This window comes from Agrococcus versicolor (assembly GCF_039531815.1).
In the GTDB taxonomy this organism is placed as follows: domain Bacteria; phylum Actinomycetota; class Actinomycetes; order Actinomycetales; family Microbacteriaceae; genus Agrococcus; species Agrococcus versicolor.
The window spans coordinates 117,702-134,793 of the sequence record NZ_BAAAQT010000005.1; the positions used below are offsets into that span (position 1 = coordinate 117,702).

General features: G+C 72.1%; 13 protein-coding genes. 9 read left to right on the forward strand and 4 right to left on the reverse strand.

Translation table 11 applies throughout. From position 1 onward, the window contains the following. The first annotated feature begins 7 nt into the window (after positions 1-7). Together galE and rfbA are read left to right on the forward strand one after the other, a co-directional pair. Complete coding sequence (gene galE / locus ABD249_RS03295) at positions 8-991, forward strand: UDP-glucose 4-epimerase GalE (RefSeq protein ID WP_344340268.1); 984 nt, start codon at positions 8-10, stop codon at positions 989-991. Between the two features lie 32 nt (positions 992-1,023). After that, on the forward strand, positions 1,024-1,914 hold the full coding sequence (gene rfbA, locus ABD249_RS03300; RefSeq protein ID WP_344340270.1) for a glucose-1-phosphate thymidylyltransferase RfbA: 891 nt from the start codon (positions 1,024-1,026) through the stop codon (positions 1,912-1,914). Here rfbA and ABD249_RS03305 read toward each other — a convergent pair. After that, positions 1,895-2,782: a glycosyltransferase gene (locus ABD249_RS03305; protein ID WP_344340272.1), complete on the reverse strand. Its 888-nt coding sequence runs from the start codon at positions 2,780-2,782 to the stop codon at positions 1,895-1,897. The two genes, rfbA and ABD249_RS03305, sit on opposite strands and share 20 nt — an antisense overlap. Positions 2,783-2,937: 155 nt before the next feature. Between ABD249_RS03305 and ABD249_RS03310 the strand changes: the two genes are divergently transcribed. The 7 genes from ABD249_RS03310 (at position 2,938) to ABD249_RS03340 (ending at position 13,535) form a co-directional block, all read left to right on the forward strand. Next, entirely contained in the window at positions 2,938-3,975 is a 1,038-nt protein-coding gene (locus ABD249_RS03310) for a glycosyltransferase (RefSeq protein ID WP_344340274.1), read from the forward strand. 97 nt (positions 3,976-4,072) lie between these two features. Continuing rightward, a complete protein-coding gene (locus ABD249_RS03315) occupies positions 4,073-5,989 on the forward strand; it encodes a rhamnan synthesis F family protein (RefSeq protein WP_344340275.1) in 1,917 nt (638 codons plus the stop codon). Next, the gene (locus tag ABD249_RS03320; protein WP_344340277.1) at positions 5,989-7,194 is read left to right on the forward strand and encodes an acyltransferase family protein; all 1,206 of its coding nucleotides are present in this window, start codon (positions 5,989-5,991) and stop codon (positions 7,192-7,194) included. Before ABD249_RS03315 ends, ABD249_RS03320 begins: the two co-directional genes overlap by 1 nt. Beyond that, on the forward strand, positions 7,191-8,396 hold the full coding sequence (locus tag ABD249_RS03325; protein ID WP_344340278.1) for an alginate O-acetyltransferase AlgX-related protein: 1,206 nt from the start codon (positions 7,191-7,193) through the stop codon (positions 8,394-8,396). Before ABD249_RS03320 ends, ABD249_RS03325 begins: the two co-directional genes overlap by 4 nt. After that, positions 8,393-9,280 (forward strand): ABC transporter permease, encoded by an 888-nt coding sequence (locus tag ABD249_RS03330; RefSeq protein ID WP_344340280.1) that lies wholly within the window; start codon positions 8,393-8,395, stop codon positions 9,278-9,280. Before ABD249_RS03325 ends, ABD249_RS03330 begins: the two co-directional genes overlap by 4 nt. Continuing rightward, a complete protein-coding gene (locus tag ABD249_RS03335; RefSeq protein ID WP_344340282.1) occupies positions 9,281-10,510 on the forward strand; it encodes an ABC transporter ATP-binding protein in 1,230 nt (409 codons plus the stop codon). It begins immediately after the preceding gene. A gap of 118 nt (positions 10,511-10,628) precedes the next feature. Further along, the gene (locus ABD249_RS03340; RefSeq protein ID WP_344340283.1) at positions 10,629-13,535 is read left to right on the forward strand and encodes a hypothetical protein; all 2,907 of its coding nucleotides are present in this window, start codon (positions 10,629-10,631) and stop codon (positions 13,533-13,535) included. Between the two features lie 77 nt (positions 13,536-13,612). Here ABD249_RS03340 and ABD249_RS03345 read toward each other — a convergent pair whose 3' ends face one another. From ABD249_RS03345 to ABD249_RS03355, 3 genes are all read right to left on the reverse strand, one after another. Further along, positions 13,613-14,479, reverse strand: a complete 867-nt coding sequence (locus tag ABD249_RS03345) for an NAD-dependent epimerase/dehydratase family protein (protein WP_344340285.1) — start codon at positions 14,477-14,479, stop codon at positions 13,613-13,615. A 63-nt stretch (positions 14,480-14,542) separates the two neighbouring features. Next, positions 14,543-15,823, reverse strand: coding sequence for an O-antigen ligase family protein (locus ABD249_RS03350; RefSeq protein ID WP_344340288.1), 1,281 nt, complete (start codon positions 15,821-15,823; stop codon positions 14,543-14,545). Beyond that, positions 15,820-17,091, reverse strand: coding sequence for an O-antigen ligase family protein (locus ABD249_RS03355; RefSeq protein WP_344340289.1), 1,272 nt, complete (start codon positions 17,089-17,091; stop codon positions 15,820-15,822). Before ABD249_RS03355 ends, ABD249_RS03350 begins: the two co-directional genes overlap by 4 nt. Position 17,092 lies beyond the last annotated feature (1 nt).

Consider the following 17,092-nt stretch of genomic DNA (forward strand, 5'->3'; position numbering starts at 1 on the left):
GGTCCTCGTGACCGGGGGCGCCGGATACATCGGCAGCGCCATCGCCCTCGCGCTCGTCGACGCCGGCCACGACGTCGTCGTGCTCGACGACCTCAGCGCCGGCGCGGCCGAGGCCGTCGTCGGCGCGCGGCTCGTCGTCGCGGGCATCGACGACCGCGCCGTGCTCGACCGCGAGCTGCCGGGGGTCGACGTCGTCGTGCACTGCGCGGCGCGCATCGTCGTCGCCGAGTCGATCGCCGATCCGCTCGGCTACCACGACGCGAACGTCGCGCGCACGATCGCGCTGCTGCGCGCGTGCGTCGACCACGGCGTGCTGCGCGTCGTGCAGTCGTCGACGGCGGCCCTCTACGCCGAGGCGCCGAGCCTCGTCGTCGACGAGGAGGCGCCCATCGCGCCCGCGAGCCCGTACGCGGCGGGCAAGGCCATGGTCGAGCGCATCCTGCTCGACGCGGGCTCGCTCGGGCTGCGCTCGCTCGTGCTGCGCTACTTCAACCCGCTCGGCGCCGATCCGCGCGGCCGCGTCGGCATGCGCGGCGAGCGCGGCTCCCACGTGCTCGAGCGCCTGCGCGGCGCGTGGGCCGAGCGCACGCCCTTCACGATCACGGGCGTGCGCTGGCCCACGCGCGACGGCTCCGGCATGCGCGACTACGTCCACGTGTGGGACCTCGCCGAGGCGCACGTCGCGGCGGTCGAGCGCTTCGACGACGTCGTCGCCCACGGCAGTCGCGTCGTCAACCTCGGTTCCGGCGCCGGCACGACGGTGCGCGAGCTCGTCGCGGCCTTCGAGCACGTCGTGGGCGGACGCCTCGAGGTCGTGGAGGGCCCGCCGCGGCCCGGCGACGTCGCCGGCGCCCGCACGACGATCGACCGCGCGCGCGACGAGCTCGGCTGGACGCCGCGCCGCTCGCTCGAGGACGCCATCCGCGACGCGCTCGCCTGGGCGGCGCGCGATGGGGCGCCAGCGACGTCGCAGGACGATGGCCTAGGCTGACGAACCGACGACGAGAGGTTCGGAAGACGGCAATGCGCGGCATCATCCTCGCCGGGGGCTCCGGCACGCGGCTCTGGCCCATCACCAAGGGCATCTCGAAGCAGCTCATGCCCATCTACGACAAGCCGATGGTCTACTACCCGCTGTCGACGCTCATGATGGCCGGCATCCGCGAGGTGCTCGTCATCACGACGCCCGAGTACAACGAGCAGTTCCAGGCGCTCCTCGGCGACGGCAGCGAGCTCGGCATGGACATCCAGTACGCGGTGCAGCCGAGCCCCGACGGGCTCGCCCAGGCGTTCATCATCGGCGAGGAGTTCATCGGCGACGAGTCGGTCGCCCTCGTGCTCGGCGACAACATCTTCCACGGCGTCGGCCTCGGCTCGAGCCTGCGGGCGCACGGCGACGTCGACGGCGGCCTCGTGTTCGCCTACCACGTGGCCGAGCCGCGCGCCTACGGCGTCGTCGAGTTCGACGAGCAGATGCGCGCGATCTCCATCGAGGAGAAGCCCGAGCACCCCAAGAGCAACTACGCGGTGCCCGGCCTCTACTTCTACGACAACGACGTCATCGAGATCGCGAAGTCGATCCTGCCGAGCGCGCGCGGCGAGCTCGAGATCTCGACGGTCAACGAGCGCTACCTCGACGCGGGACGCCTGCAGGTGCAGGTGCTCGACCGCGGCGTCGCGTGGCTCGACACCGGCACCTTCGAGTCGATGATGCAGGCGAGCGAGTACGTCCGCGTCATCGAGGACCGGCAGGGCTTCAAGATCGGCTGCATCGAGGAGATCGCCTGGCGTGCGGGCTGGATCGACGACGCGCAGCTCGCCCGCCTCGCGGCACCGCTCGTGAAGAGCGGCTACGGCCGATACCTCGAGACGCTGCTCGCCTCGAGCGCAGGGGCTACCAGAGCCGACTCCTGATCGCGGAGCGCAGCAGGCGCTGCTCCCGCGGACGACGCCGCAGCTGCGGCGCGAGCCCCACGAGCTCGCGGCGCGCTGCGGCGTCGTTGCGCTCCATGAGGTCGGCGACGTGCGCGAGCTCGTCGCGCAGCGGCGCGCTCGCGACGTCGGCGCCGATGCGTGCGACGCGGGCGGCGTCGAGGCGGAACCCGCCGGAGCGCAGCTGCTGCAGCCGCGTGAGCGCGCTCTGCAGGCCGACGTTGGCGCCCGTGACGTTCGCGCCGTGCTGGCGGTAGTCGAGCAGCGAGTCGGGCGTGATCGTCCAGCGCATGCCGGCCGCGCGCACGATGGCGTAGACGAGCCAGTCGTGCGCCGCGACGGCGTCGACGCGCTCGTCGGACCGCACGACCTCCCGCACGCGTGCGAAGGCGGCGGGGGAGAGGACGAAGGTGGAGCCGGGCCCGGCGCTCTCGCACACGAAGTCGAGGCGCCGCTGCGGATGGTGCTTCTCGATGAGCACGCGGCGGTTCGGGTAGACGGCCGTGACGTTGCCGCTCGTGGCGTCGGCCGCCAGGAGCTCCGGCAGCTGCCGCTCGAGCCTGCCGGCGTGCCACACGTCGTCCTGGTCCGAGAAGGCGACGGCGTCGGCGCCGTCGACGTCGGCGTCGCGGATGAGGCGCAGGAAGTTGGCGCGCGCCGAGCCGAAGCGGCCGGGCGGCAGGAGCACGATCCGGTCGTCCTGCGCCGCGTGCCGCGCGAGGATGTCGGCGGTCGCGTCGCGCGAGGCGTCGTCGGAGACGAGCACGCGGACGTCGACGCCGCGCTGATCGAGGATCGAGGCCAGCTGCGGCTCGATCCACCGCTCGCCGTCGTGGCTCGCGAGGAGCACGTCGACCCTCGGCACCGCTCGTGTCCCCCAGCTCTGCGGCCAGCGCCGCGCATCGGAGAGCCTATCGGCGCGATGCGCGGGCGGTCGCCGCGGCCCCGGCTAGACTGGGCGGTCGGATCCGCCTGCTGCGATGCGGAGCCGGAAGGGACGACGTCGTGACCGCACGTGCCTCCGTCATCGTGCGGACCCGCAACCGTCCGCTGCTCCTCGAGCGGGCGCTCGCGAGCATCGCGGGCCAGACGATGCGCGACCTCCAGGTCGTGGTCGTGAACGACGGCGGCGATCCCGCGCCCGTCGAGGCGCTGCTCGACGGCGTCCGCGATCGGCTCGGCGACCTGCGCGTCGCGCACCACGAGACGTCGGTCGGTCGGCCGCGGGCGATGCTCGCGGGCATGGCGCTCGCCGACGCGCCGGCGTTCGTCTTCCACGACGACGACGACTCGTGGGAGCCCGAGTTCCTCGAGCGCACGCTCGCCCACCTCGACGCGCACCCGGAGGAGGTCGGCGTTGCCTCGCGCTGCACCGTCGTGTGGGAGGAGGTCGTCGACGGCGTCGTCGTCGAGCTGCGCCGCGAGATCCTCTCCGACGGCATGACGCGCGTCGGCTTCATCGCGACCCTCTCGCGCAACGCGACGCCGCCGATCTGCCTCGTGCTGCGCCGCTCGGCGTACGACGAGGCCGGCGGCTACGACCCGACGCTCACGGCGCTCGCCGACTGGGAGCTGCTGCTGCGCGTGCTGCGCATCGGCCCGATCGGCCTCGTCGAGTCGGCGCCGCTCGCGAACTGGCACCGCCGCTCGGGGCAGCAGGGCGACGCCGGCAACAGCGTGCACGCCGAGGAGCACGTCCACGAGCGCTTCAACGAGACGATCCGCGACGCCTACCTGCGCCGCAGCCTCGACGACGACGCGCGGCTCGGCAACGCCCTGTTCGTCACGGCGCAGCACGATCGCACCCGCGCCGAGCTCGCCGGCGTCCAGGAGCACCTCTCGCAGCTCGCCGCGCACCTCGAGCGCCGCTTCGACGAGCAGCGCAGCCACCTCGAGGTCGTGGGCCTCGAGGTCGCCGCCAGGCACGCCGACATCGCGTCGCTCCGCGCGGAGGTCGCGGCGCTGCGCGAGCAGCTCGAGACGCAGTCCGTGCGCGGCCGCATCGCCGCGGGAGCGCGCCGGATCGGCCTGCGCGGACGCTGACCGCCAGGTCCGTGCGATACTGAGGAGGTTGCCCGGCCGCCTCGGAGGATGCGAGCGCGTCGCGTCGGGCGAGCACCGGGAGGAAGCCGTCAGCGCCGTGCAGCCAGCGACCATCGAACTACGAGCTCCGTTCGTCGACGCCTCGAAGCGGGCGATCCTGTACCTCCTCTACGACGCCCAGGGCGTCGTGGACGACTACATCCCGCATGCGCTCCGCTCGCTGCGGCCCTTCGCCGACCACGTCCTCGTGATCGTGAACGGCGCCGTCGACGAGGCCGGCCGCGCGGCGCTCGACGCCGTGGCGGACGACGTCCTCGTGCGCGAGAACGTCGGGTTCGACGTCTGGGGATACAAGGAGGGCCTCGCGCACCTCGGCGACCGCGTCGACGAGTTCGACGAGGTCATCCTCATGAACTACACGTTCTTCGCGCCCGTGCGCCCCTTCGAGCCGATCTTCGCCGCGATGGACGCGCGCGACGACATCGACTTCTGGGGCATCACCGACCACGCGTCGGTCACGCCGCATCCGTACCACCTGCGCGGCACGATGCCCTCGCACATCCAGTCGCACTGGATCGCGGCGCGTCGCAGCCTCCTGCGCAGCGACGCGTGGCGCGCGTACTGGGACGACATGCCGATGATCGAGTCGTACGGCGACTCGATCACGCAGCACGAGTCGCGCTTCACGAAGCACTTCGACGACCTCGGCTACGACTACGCCGTCTCGTTCCCGCACCAGGACTACGGCAGCATGCACCCGGTGTTCGACAACGCCGAGCTGCTCATCCAGCAGGGCTGCCCGATCCTCAAGCGGCGCATGTTCTTCCACGACCCGCTGTACCTCGACAAGGAGGCGATCGTCGTGCGCTGGGTCGTCGAGACCGCGTGCGCCGAGGGCTTCCCCGAGGACCTCATCTGGCGCAACGTCTCGCGCGTCGCCCAGCCGCGCGTGCTCAACACGAACGCGTCGATGCTCGAGGTGCTGCCCGAGCAGGACGTCGCGTTCGACCCCTCGATCCCGCTGCGCGTCGCCGCGACGCTGCACGTGTACTACGACGAGATGATCGACGAGATGCTCGACCGCATCGGGCACCTGCCCGTCGCCGTCGACCTCTACGTCACGACGACCGACGAGGCGAAGGCCGAGCGCATCCGCGCCGCCATCGCCCTGCGATCCGTCGATCGCATCGCACGCAGCGAGGTGCGCGTGCTCGCGTCGAACCGCGGTCGCGACCTCTCGGGCTTCTTCGTCGGCTGCCGCGACGTCCTCGTCTCCGGCGAGTACGACGTCGTGGTGAAGATCCACTCGAAGAAGACGGTGCAGGCGGGCTACAACGCCGGGCACCTCTTCAAGCGCCAGCAGTTCGAGAACCTGCTGTCGTCGCCGGGCTACGCCGCGAACATGCTCGCGCTCTTCCAGCAGCACCCGACCCTCGGCGTCGTCTTCCCGCCGATGATCCACATCGGCTTCCCGACCGCCGGGCGCGGCTGGTTCACGAACTACTGGAAGACCGCCGAGCTCATGCAGGACCTCGGCATCCAGTCGCGGCTCGACGACATCTCGCCGCTCGCGCCCTACGGCGCGATGTTCGTCGCGCGTCCCGAGGCGCTGCTCAAGGTCACGAGCCGCGAGTGGACGTTCGAGGACTACCAGAGCGAGAGCGAGCACAAGGACGGCAGCCTCGCGCACCTCCAGGAGCGCATCGTCTCGTACGCCGCGGCCGACGCGGGCTTCCACACCCGCACGATCGCGAACGCCGAGCACATCGCCATCAGCCACACGTTCATGGAGTACAAGCTCCAGGCCATGAGCGCCTACCTGCCCGGCTACCCCTTCGAGCAGGTCCACTACCTGCAGCACATGGGTCCCGGCGGCGACGGCTCCGTCCTCGGCGCCGCGAAGCAGATCGTGCGCGTGCGCTTCCCGAAGGCCGCCGACCGGCTCCGCCCCGTCTACGGCATCGCCCGCGACACGTGGCGCAAGGTCCGAGGACTCCCCAGGAGGAGCAGCTGATGCCCAGGACGCTCCAGGAGTCGTTCGACCCCCGCGCCAACAGCATCGGCTTCCTGCGCTGGCTCATGGCCTTCGCGGTGATCTTCTCGCACGCCGGCCCGCTCGCGGGCTTCTACGGCGGCCGCGACCTCGGCACGCAGATCTCGTCGGAGCAGTCGATCGGCGGCGTCGCCGTCGCCGGCTTCTTCTTCCTCTCGGGCTTCCTCATCACGAAGTCGCGCATGGGATCGTCGACGATCTTCCGCTACTTCTGGCGCCGAGGGCTGCGCATCTTCCCCGCGTGGTGGCTCGCGCTGCTGCTCACGGGCTTCGTGCTCGCGCCGCTCGCGTGGCGCCAGGAGGCCGGCACGTGGGACGGGTTCTGGAACGCGACCGACGAGTCGCCGCTGACGTACTTCTTCCACAACATGTGGCTCACGCTCGTGCAGAAGAACATCGCCGGCATGGGCACGTCGATCCCGTTCGGCGCCGACCACGGCGGCTTCGACTGGAACGGCAGCGCCTGGACGCTCGTCTACGAGTTCCGCGCGTACATCATCGTCGGCCTGCTCGGCCTCTTCGGCATGCTCTGGCACCGCTGGATCGGCGGTGCCGTCGCCGGCATCATCATCCTGCTCGCGTGCATGCAGTGGGCGTACGTCGGCAACCTGACGATGATCAACGGCCTCTTCGGCAACATCTTCTACCTGCTGCTGCTCGCGCCCTTCGCGTTCGGCATGCTCTTCGCGCTCTTCGGCGACAAGATCCCCATCGACGATCGGCTCGCGATCGCGGCCGTCATCTTCGCGGGCGTCACGTACGCCTTCGGCGGCTGGCTCTTCATCGGCCAGTACGCGTTCTGCTACGTGCTCATGTGGTTCGCGATCCGCGTCAAGGCCGTCCAGGGCTGGGAGCGGCCGGGCGACATGTCGTACGGCATCTACATCTTCGCGTGGCCGATCATGCAGTTCGCGGCCTACTTCGACCTGCAGTCCGCCGGCTGGCTCGTGTACCACCTCGTGGTCGTCGTCGTCGTGCACGTCCTCGCCTTCGGCAGCTGGCACCTCATCGAGAAGCCCGCGCTGAGCCTCAAGAACTGGACGCCGCGCTGGCTCGTCTGGCTGCTCGCGAGATGGAAGCCCGTCGAGGATCGCATCCGCGATCGCATCGTGGTGCCCGGGTTCTCGTCGACGCGCCGCGCCCGCGAGCTGGAGGCCGCGGCATGACCGCCGGCAGCGGATTCGAGGTGCGCGAGCAGGGGATCCGTCCCGTCGCGCGCCTGCGCGGCCTGCGCTACGTGCCGCTCGTCATGCTCGTGGTCGTCGCGCTCGTGCTCACGGTCGTCGGCTTCTTCGTGCAGCGCAGCCTGCAGGCCCAGTGGGCCGAGGAGGCCGCGCCCGTCGCGCTGCCCGCCGAGGTCGGCGCGACGTCGCTCGCGGCGTCGTGCACCCCCGAGGTCGTGCAGCCCGAGGCGCAGCCGTGGCTCTCGGGCGACCCGGACGCCGTCGCGGCCGCGACCGCCGAGTGGGACGCCCACGCCGGCGAGATCGCCCAGCCCTGGATCCAGGGGCAGGACGGCATGGTCTTCTGGAGCGACGTGCAGGCGATGAACATGTCGCAGGCCGTCGGCCGTCGCGTGCTCTCGCAGGCCGAGATCGACACGTGGGCGTCGTTCCTCTCGACGCTCGAGGCCGACCTCGCCGCCGACGACGTCGCGCTGTTCGTCTCGATCGCCCCGGCGAAGTGGGACGTCTACCCCGAGCTGCTGCCCGAGTGGATGCAGGAGATCCGCGGATCCGGCCCGCTCGACCAGATGCTGGCGGTCCACCCCGAGCTGCCGTGGATCGACGTGCGCCAGACGCTCCGCGACGCGAACGCGACCGCGCCGACGTTCGCGGACACGAACAGCCACTGGACCGACTACGGTGCTGCCGTGGCATGGCAGCAGATGGCGACGTGCATGGCGGAGTCCGACCCGGCGATGGCGGCCCTCGCCCCGCCGACGATCGTCGACGTCGAGCAGCAGGACCCCTCGAACGAGTTCGCGACGTACGGCGTGCCCGACAGCGACGACTTCGTCGGCCCCGTGCTCGGCGAGACGCTCGGCGACGTCGAGCTGACCTCGGGCGCGTCGACCCAGACGGTCGCGGGCGACGCGTACGTCGGCCTCGAGGCGCTGCCGGCGTCGACGCGGAACGACGCGGCGCAGCTCGACATGACCGCGCTCATCCTGCGCGACTCCATGGGCACCGCGCTCGCGCCCTACTGGCAGGACGCGTTCGCCGAGACCGTGCAGGCGCGCCACAACGTCGACGCACCCGCCGACATCCCGGACATCGGAGCACTCGTGGACGAGCACGCACCGCAGGTCGTGATCCTCGAGATAGCCGAGCGGCACCTCACCTTCCCGCCCCCGGCGCAGCCGTGAGCGCCGGGGTCACCACGGCGCGGGAGCGCCGCGTGCAGCGCGCCGAGCAGCGCAGGTCGTCGTTCAGCCTCATGCGCAACCTCGCCCTGCGCGAGATCCGGGCCGAGTACAAGCGCACGCTCCTCGGACGCGTGTGGTCGCTGCTCAACCCCGTCGCGCAGATCGCGATCTTCTCGCTCGTCTTCGGCGTGCTCTTCGAGATCGAGGCGCCCCCGGGCACGAACTCCGGCGTCGACTTCTTCCCGCTGTGGATCGGCATCGGCGTCATCACGTGGGGCTACGTCTCCGGCAGCATCTCCGGCGGCATGTCGGCGCTGCTGGGCAACGCCGGCCTGCTGAGCAAGGTGTACTTCGAGCGCTCGGTGCTCGTGATCGCCTCGATCGTCGCGAGCACGACGACGTTCCTCACCGAGCTCGCCGTCCTCGTCGTCATCATGGCGTTCGTCGGCGGCCCGGCGATCCTGCTCACGCTGCCGCTGCTCGTGCCGCTGCTCGCGCTCACGATCGCGTTCGTCATCGGCCTGTCGCTCATGCTCAGCGTCGCGCTCGTGTTCTTCCGCGACCTCGAGCACCTGTGGCGCATCTTCACGCAGATCTGGCTCTACGCCTCGGGCGTCATGTTCCCCGTGACCCTCGTGCAGACGGCGCAGGATCGCTTCACGGCCGAGGGCGTGCTGCTGAACGGGCAGCCCCTGCCGCTCGTGACGCTGTTCGAGCTGAACCCCGCCGAGCGCATCCTCGCGTCGTTCCGCAACATCATCTACGACTACGCGGTGCCGTCGCTCGACACCTGGCTCTACATCGGGCTGTGGTCGTTCGGCATGCTCGTGATCGGAGCGCTCGTGTTCCGCAGGTTCTCGCGCAACGTGGTGGAGGAGCTCTAGATGTCCGATTCCGCCATCGTCGTCGACCGGGTGTCGAAGTCGTTCCGGGTCTACCAGGAGCGCAACCAGTCGATCAAGGCCGCCGTGCTGCGGCGCGGCCGCTCGAAGTACAGCGACTTCAAGGCGCTCGACGACGTGTCGTTCGAGATCCCGCGCGGCTCGACGTTCGGCCTCATGGGTCGCAACGGCTCCGGCAAGTCCACGCTGCTGAAGTGCATGGCGCGCATCCTCAATCCCGACTCGGGGTCGATCATGATGGACGGCCGCGTCGCCGCGATGCTCGAGGTCGGCTCCGGCTTCCACCCCGAGCTCTCCGGGCGCGAGAACGTCTACCTCAACGGCGCGATCCTCGGGATGCGCAAGGAGGAGATCGACGCGAAGTTCGACCGCATCGTCGAGTTCTCGGGCGTCGGCGACTTCATCGACCAGCCGGTGAAGAACTACTCGAGCGGCATGTACGTGCGCCTGGGCTTCTCGGTGTCGATCCACGTCGAGCCCGACATCCTGCTCGTCGACGAGGTGCTCGCGGTGGGCGACATGGACTTCCAGGAGAAGTGCATGGAGAAGTTCGCCCAGTTCCGCGACGAGGGCCGCACGGTCGTCGTCGTGTCGCACGGGCTCGAGCAGATGCGCTCGTTCTGCGACCACGCGGCCTGGCTCGAGCACGGCGTCGTCCGCGACGTCGGACCCGCGAGCCGCATCGTCGACGAGTACGCCGACTCGAGCCACGCCGCCAAGCAGGTCGACGGCGGCGGCACGCGCTTCGGCACGGGCGAGATCCAGGTCGACCGCATCGAGGTGCTCGCGGCCGACGGCTCCGACCCCGACCGCCTCGCGACGGGCGACGCCATGGTCGTGCGCGCGCACTACACGGCGCACGAGACGGTCGAGCGGCCCGTGCTGGGCGTCTCGATCGGCACGCGCGAGGGCGTCCACGTGTGGGGCACGCACGGCTTCGACGCCGGCTGGGTGCCCGAGCGCATCGAGCCGGGCTCGGGATCCATCGACGTCAGCATCGCCGGCCTGCCGCTGCTGCCCGGCACCTACGACGTGTCGACGGTCGTGCAGGACTTCCGGCGCACGGTGATCTTCGACTCCCTGCAGCGCGGCACGTCGTTCGCGCTGCAGCGCGGCGACCGCGACAACGCCGGCGGCATCGTCGCCCTCGACGCGACCTTCGGCGGGCTCGCCCCCGAGCAGCCGCTCGTCCCCCTCTCGCGCCTGCGCTGAGCCCTGCCGGCGCCCCGGCCGGGAGGGGGTCGCGGCGTTTCGTTCGCCGCGGGCGTACCCCATCTGCGTAGGATCGGGTGAGACCGGCTCGATCGAGCCGCAACAGGGATGGGGACCCATGCGCCGCTCGGGGTCGAGGATCGCGCTCGTCGCCGTGGCGCTCGTCGCGAGCGTGGTCGGCATGCTGCAGCCGGGCACCGCCGACGCCGCGCAGGCCGCGACGCCCGCGAAGACGGTCGCGTCGACGGCTGCCGCGGCCCCTGCGCCCGCCGCCGCACCCGCACCCGCGCCCGCCCCCGCATCCGCTCCCGTCGACGCCCCCGCGGTCGCGCCGCTGGCCATGGCGGCCGACTGGCGCAACTTCAACGCCGGCAACATCATCAGCGACGCGAACTTCTACGCAGGCGGCGCGATGAACGGCGCCCAGGTGCAGTCGTTCATCGAGTCGCGCAACGCCTCGTGCACGAGCGGCTACACGTGCCTCTACCAGTACTGGCAGGCGACGCCCACGATGGCGGCCAACGCGTACTGCCAGGCCATCGGCGGCTCCGGCGGCATGTCCGCGGCCCAGATCATCGCCGCGGTCGGCTCGGCCTGCAACATCTCGCAGCGCGTGCTGCTCGTGCTGCTCGAGAAGGAGCAGGGGCTCGTCACGAGCCGCGCTCCCGCGCCGTGGCGGTACTCGAGCGCGACGGGCTTCGGATGCCCCGACACCGCGCCGTGCGACTCGAGCTTCGGCGGCTTCTTCTACCAGGTCTACTACGCCGCCAGGCAGTTCAACGTCTACGCGCGCTTCCCGACGAGCTACAACCACCAGCCCGCCGCGTGGAACACCGTCCTGTACCACCCGAACAGCGCCTGCGGCTCGAGCCGTCTCTACATCGCCAACACCGCGACGGCGGGCCTCTACAACTACACGCCGTACCAGCCGAACTCCGCGGCGCTCGCCAACCTCTACGGCACCGGCGACTCGTGCTCGGCGTACGGCAACCGCAACTTCTGGCGGCAGTGGACCGACTGGTTCGGCGACCCCTCGACGGGCGCGACGCTGCTGCAGTCGTCGTCGGGCGGCGACGTCTTCCTCATCTCCGGCTCGACCCGTCACCGGTTCCGCAGCTACGACCTCTACCTGCAGTACCAGTCGCTCGGGCCCGTGCGCATCGTGAGCCTCGCCGAGATCGAGTCGTACGCCGACGGCGCCGACGTCTCGCGCTCGGTGCGCGGCCCCGACGGCGTCGCGTACTACGTCGACGACGGCAGGCTCCTGCGCTTCCGCAGCTGCGCGCAGGCGGGCGACTTCGGCGTCTCGTGCGCCGGCGTGCAGCTGACGTCCGGCCAGGTCTCCGCCATGCGCGGCGGCGAGGCGTGGATGGAGCAGGTCGCTCGCACGCCCGACGGCGTGCAGTGGCTCGTGCAGGGCAGCCAGCGTCGCGAGATCCTCGACCTGTCGCTCCTGCCCGCCTACGGCATCCCCGCGCTCGCGCAGCCGCTCACGGCGACGGCGGTGAGCTGGATGCCCATCGGCGCGCCCGTGCTGTCGCCCGGCCTGTACGCGACCGCATCCGGCACGTGGGTCAAGCTCATCACCTCGGGTGGCACGTGGGCGCTGCCCGCCGCGACCGACGGCATGGCCTTCACGATCGCCGCACGCGACGTCACGCAGCAGTCCCTCGCGCTCGTCGCCGCCGGCAACGGCATCATGCCGGTGCGCGTCCGCGACGGCTCGACGACGGCGATCCTCAGCGACGGCGGCTGGCTGCGCGTCGACGCCGCGCAGCTCGGCGGCACGAGCATGTTCACGCAGACGGGGGCTGCCGCGTTCTCGGGCATGCCCCAGGTGACGAGCTCGACCGCGCCCTTCTTCCTGCGCGAGCGCGGGGCGTCGACGACGTACCTCGTCTCGTCCGGGCTCCTGCAGCCCATGGCCTCGCAGGCCGACATCGACTGGGTCGTGCGCACCTACGGCGTCTCGTCGCGCGTCTGGGCGGGTGCGCCCGGCGCGCTCACGGGCGTGCCGCTGCTGTCGCAGGTCGCGAGCGGCCAGGTCGTGCGCACCACGGGCGACGGCACGTGGTACCTCATCGACGGCAGCCGACGGTACGGCATCGCGAACGCCGACATCCTGCGCAGCCTCGCGCTGTCGACGTCGTCGACGCTCCTGACCCCCGAGGTCATGGCGGCGCGCGGCCCGGTCGCCGGCACGCTCGCGACGAACCTCGTCACGTGCGCCGGCACGACGTACCTCGCCTCCGGCGGCGTGCGGCACGCCCTGTCGAGCGCGGCGATCTCGGCGTGGGGTCGCGCGCCCATCGCGCTCACGGATGCCACGTGCGCCGCATCGCGCGTCGCCTCCGGCACCTTCGGCACGACGATCGTCGACGCGAGCGGCGCGGTCTCGCGCATCGTCGGCGGCGGGCGCTACCTCCTGCAGGGAGCCGCGGCCCAGCCGTTCCGCGACGGCCTCGGCGTCGTGACCGCGGACGCCGCGGTGCTCTCGCAGCTGCCCGTGCGCGGCACGATCACGCAGGCCGCAGCCGTGAACAGCATCGTCCGCACGCCGAACGGCACGGTCGCGCTGTTCGACGGCGCCCAGATGCTGCCGTTCTCGACCGTCGGCGTCGCGATCGCGCTCGGCGGCGCCGCGCCGACGCCCGTCGACGCGACGTTCGCCGGCCTGTTCGGCACGGGCACCCGCATCACGTCGGTCGCGGTGCGCTGCGGCACGACGGTGGGCTTCGCCGTCGACGGCCGCCTCCTGCCCTACGCGAGCGCGTCGGTCGCCGGTGCCTACGGCCTCACGCACGCCGCGACGCCGGACGGCCTGTGCGGGCGCCTGACGGCGGGCAGCGCCGTGACGCAGTTCGCGACGGCGAGCGGCCAGACGTGGCTCGTCGAGGCCGGCCAGCGCAGGCAGCTGCTGACGCAGCGGGCGATCGACCGCCTCGGCGGCCCGCTGACGGGCATCACCGCCGTCTCGCCCGAGGTCCTCGCGCTGCTGCCGGTCGGCACCGCGATCGAGCGCTGACCCCGCCACCCACCACCACGCGAACGACGCGCCGACGCCCTCGGGCACCGGCGCGTCGTGGTCGCGCGAGTCGCGGCTCAGCGTGCGGCGTGCGCCGCCATGATGCGCTCGATGCGCGTCGCGTCGCCCCACACGCCGGGGGAGTCGTACGGGCGGTCCGGGAACGCGCCGTACTCGAGCTCGATGTCGAGGTCGTGCTCGGCGATGTAGCCGGTGACGCGCGAGGCGAGCGACTCGGGCCGGCCCGTGCAGCAGTTGATGACGCCGTCGACCTCGGACTGCTCGACGCACGCCGCGATCTGCCTGCCGAGCTCGTCGACGGGGATGAAGTCGTAGAGCGGCTTGCCCGTCGTGAACGGGAAGGTGCGCTGGCCGCGCTCGGCGGCAGCGAGCAGCTTCGCGAAGATCGACTGGCCGCCCCCGTCGTCGCCGTGGATGTAGTAGCAGCGCAGCCACTGCACCGACAGATCCTCGCGACCGCCGAGCTCCGCGAGCGTCCAGCGGCGCAGGGCGTCCTTCGCGATGCCGTACTGCGTCGTCGGGTTCGTCGGCGTGTCCGCCTCGATCGCGCCCTCGTGGTAGCCGATCTCGTGCATCGTGCCGAGCACCGCGAGACGCTCGAGGCTCAGCCACTGCGCCACCTCGCGCAGGAAGCGCACGTGCGACGACAGGAGCCCCATGTGCGAGGGGGCGTCGTGCTTGAAGCCGTCCTGCCAGGCGAGGTGCACGAGCGCGGTCGGGCCGGACTCGCCCAGGCGCGCGACGCCCTCGGGATCGCCGAGCACGTCGAGCTCGAGGCGCGTGGCGCGCTCGTCGACCTCGGTGCGCGAGCCCGGTCGCACGAGGGCCGTCACGGCGACCCCGTCGTCGAGCAGGGCGCGGACGACGTGGCGTCCGACGTAGCCTCCCGCTCCGGTGACGATCGTGTGCTGGGCGTGCGTCATGGGGCCTCCCTCGTGGCGTCCGACGAGCCTACCGGGGCCGCTCGGGGCGCCCGCTCAGCCGGGTCAGCCGGCGGGCGGGCGCACGTCGAGGGCCGAGCGCCACGACAGCTGGTGCGAGGCCTTCACGGCGCAGACGACGACGAGCAGCCATCCGAGCTCGAAGAGCATGATGCTCGTGGCGAGCCCGGACGCGACCATGACCGCGAGCACGACGGCCGGCCACACGTAGACGACCGAGCGCTTCCGCGACGCGAGCAGCCACGAGCGACCCGTCGCGGCCGCGAGGGCGAGCAGGAGGATCGCGAACCCGAGCGCGCCGACCTGCACGAGGGCGTCGATGTACGCGTTCGACGCGTCGACCACCTGCCGCGACTGCACGTTGGCGATCTCGGAGTACGGCGCGACGTCGAGGTTCCAGCGGCCGACGAACCCGCGTCCCTCGAGCCACTGCGACTGCACGCGCTGCAGCGCGAGCACCTGGCGCCACACGTCGAGGCGGTAGAGCGCCTCGGTCGTGCCGCCGAGCGCCGAGACGATGGGCCAGCGCGCGGCGTAGCCGACGACGGCGACCGCGACGGCGCCGATCGCGACGGCCACCTGCCTGCTCGTGCGCTCGGGCGCCGGCGCGGCGCGGATGAAGGCGAGGGCGCCGTAGGCCGCGATGGCGACGAGCGCGAGCACCACGGCCATCGCCGACCTGCTCAGCAGCAGCGCGGCGACCGCGCCCGCCACCCACGCGAGCCCCGGCCACAGCGCCATCGACCGCATCCGCAGCTCGACGACGAACGTCACGAGCGCGAGCACCGCGACGATGCCGAGCAGCTCGGCGCGGCCCATGAGGCCCTGCACCGGGCCGAGCCGGATGAGGTTGCCGTGCACGCCGAGCTCGGGCAGCGGCATGTCGAGGACGACGCCGAGCAGCATCTCGACGACGAACGACCCGGCGAGCACGAGGCGCAGGACGCCGCCGAACGCGCGCACGATCTGCGAGATGTCGCGGGCGAGGGCGATGTAGGCGCCGAGGAGGCCGAACGCGAGCAGCTCGAGCGCGCCGCCGACGGCGGCGCCGGGATAGCGCGACCAGACGATGGAGGCCGCGGCGTAGACGACGAACGCCGCGAGCGTCACGGGCACGTAGCGCACCTCGAGCTCGAGCCGCATCGACCACAGCGAGCCCGCGGCGAGCACGACGAGGACCGCGAGCACGCCCGCGAGCCCGGCCCATCCCGACAGCCGCACGATGAGCGGTGCGAGCACGGCGGTGCCGATCGCGGTCGTGGTGAGGGCCTGCGTCGTCCTGGCCTGGCCGAGCACGTGCTCGGCGACGTCGAGCAGGCGCGTCACGCGACGACCTCCCTCGGCGTGCGCGAGCGCGCGGGCAGCCGCCAGGCGAAGGCCGCGAGCAGCACGAACCCGAGCTCGATGAGCGGGCGCGACTCCGCGAGGCCCTGGGCGAGCAGCGCGACGAGCACGAGCACGGGGGCGGCGCGGAGGGCGACGTCGCCGGCGGGCGCGGCGCGCAGCCAGCGCACGGCCCCGACCATCGTCGTCGCCTGCAGCGCGATCCACACGAGGAGCCCGACGACGCCGAGCTGCATGAGCACGTCGAGCACGACCGAGTGCGCCTGCAGGTAGACGACGCCGTCGAGCACGGCGAGGTCGTCGTACGGCTCGGCGAACGGCGGCCAGTAGCCGACCCAGCCCGTGCCGACGACGGGGGAGCGCAGCCACTGCTCGACGACGAGGCCCCAGATGTCGGTGCGGCCCGTGAGGTCGCCGTCGCGCCCGAGCAGCCCGAGCAGCGCGTCGCGTGCGACGAGCACGCAGGCGCCGACGACGACGAGGCCGACGCCGGCCGCGGCGAGCGATCGGCGGAACGCCCGCGGCGTCAGTCGGCGCCATGCGACGAGGACGACCGCGACGACCGCGACGACCGCGAGCGCGACGAGCACGGTCGCGGAGCGCGTGAGGCCGAGCACGACGAGCGGGACGACGATCCAGACGGGCCAGGCGCGCAGCCTGCCGGATGCCGCGAGGCACGCAGCGAGGACGAGGGCGAGCAGCGCGAGCATCGCGAGCAGGTTCGCGTTGCCGACGATGCCCTGGATGCGGCCCCCCTCGAGCAGCAGCCCGCGCGACCAGGCGAACGCGGCGGGGGAGTCCGGGCCGTACGACTCGACGCCCGGCATGGGCACGAGCGGGTAGACGCGGCCGCCGGCCGCGAGGGCGACGACGAGCTCGAAGGCGATCGAGACGACGAGGATGCCCTGGAGCACGCGATGGAGCATCGTCAGCAGCCGCTCGGGCTCGAGCTGCGCGAGCAGCAGCGCCGCGAGCGCCATCGCGAGCTGCAGCGCGGCGCCCAGCAGCGTCGCGAGCGGCGCGACGGCCCAGATCGTCGAGAGCAGCGCGAGCGCGAGCAGCATCGCGAGGGCGACGGGGGTCGTGGCGAGGCGGGGCCGAGCGCGCACGAGCACCACGATGGCGGCGACGAGCGTGACGCCGCACAGGATGCCCCAGCCGAGGTAGCCGACGGCGTAGCGCACGGCATCGCCCGCGGCGACGAGCGCGATCGCCCAGCCGGCCAGCAGGGAGGCCGGCCGGGAGGTCATG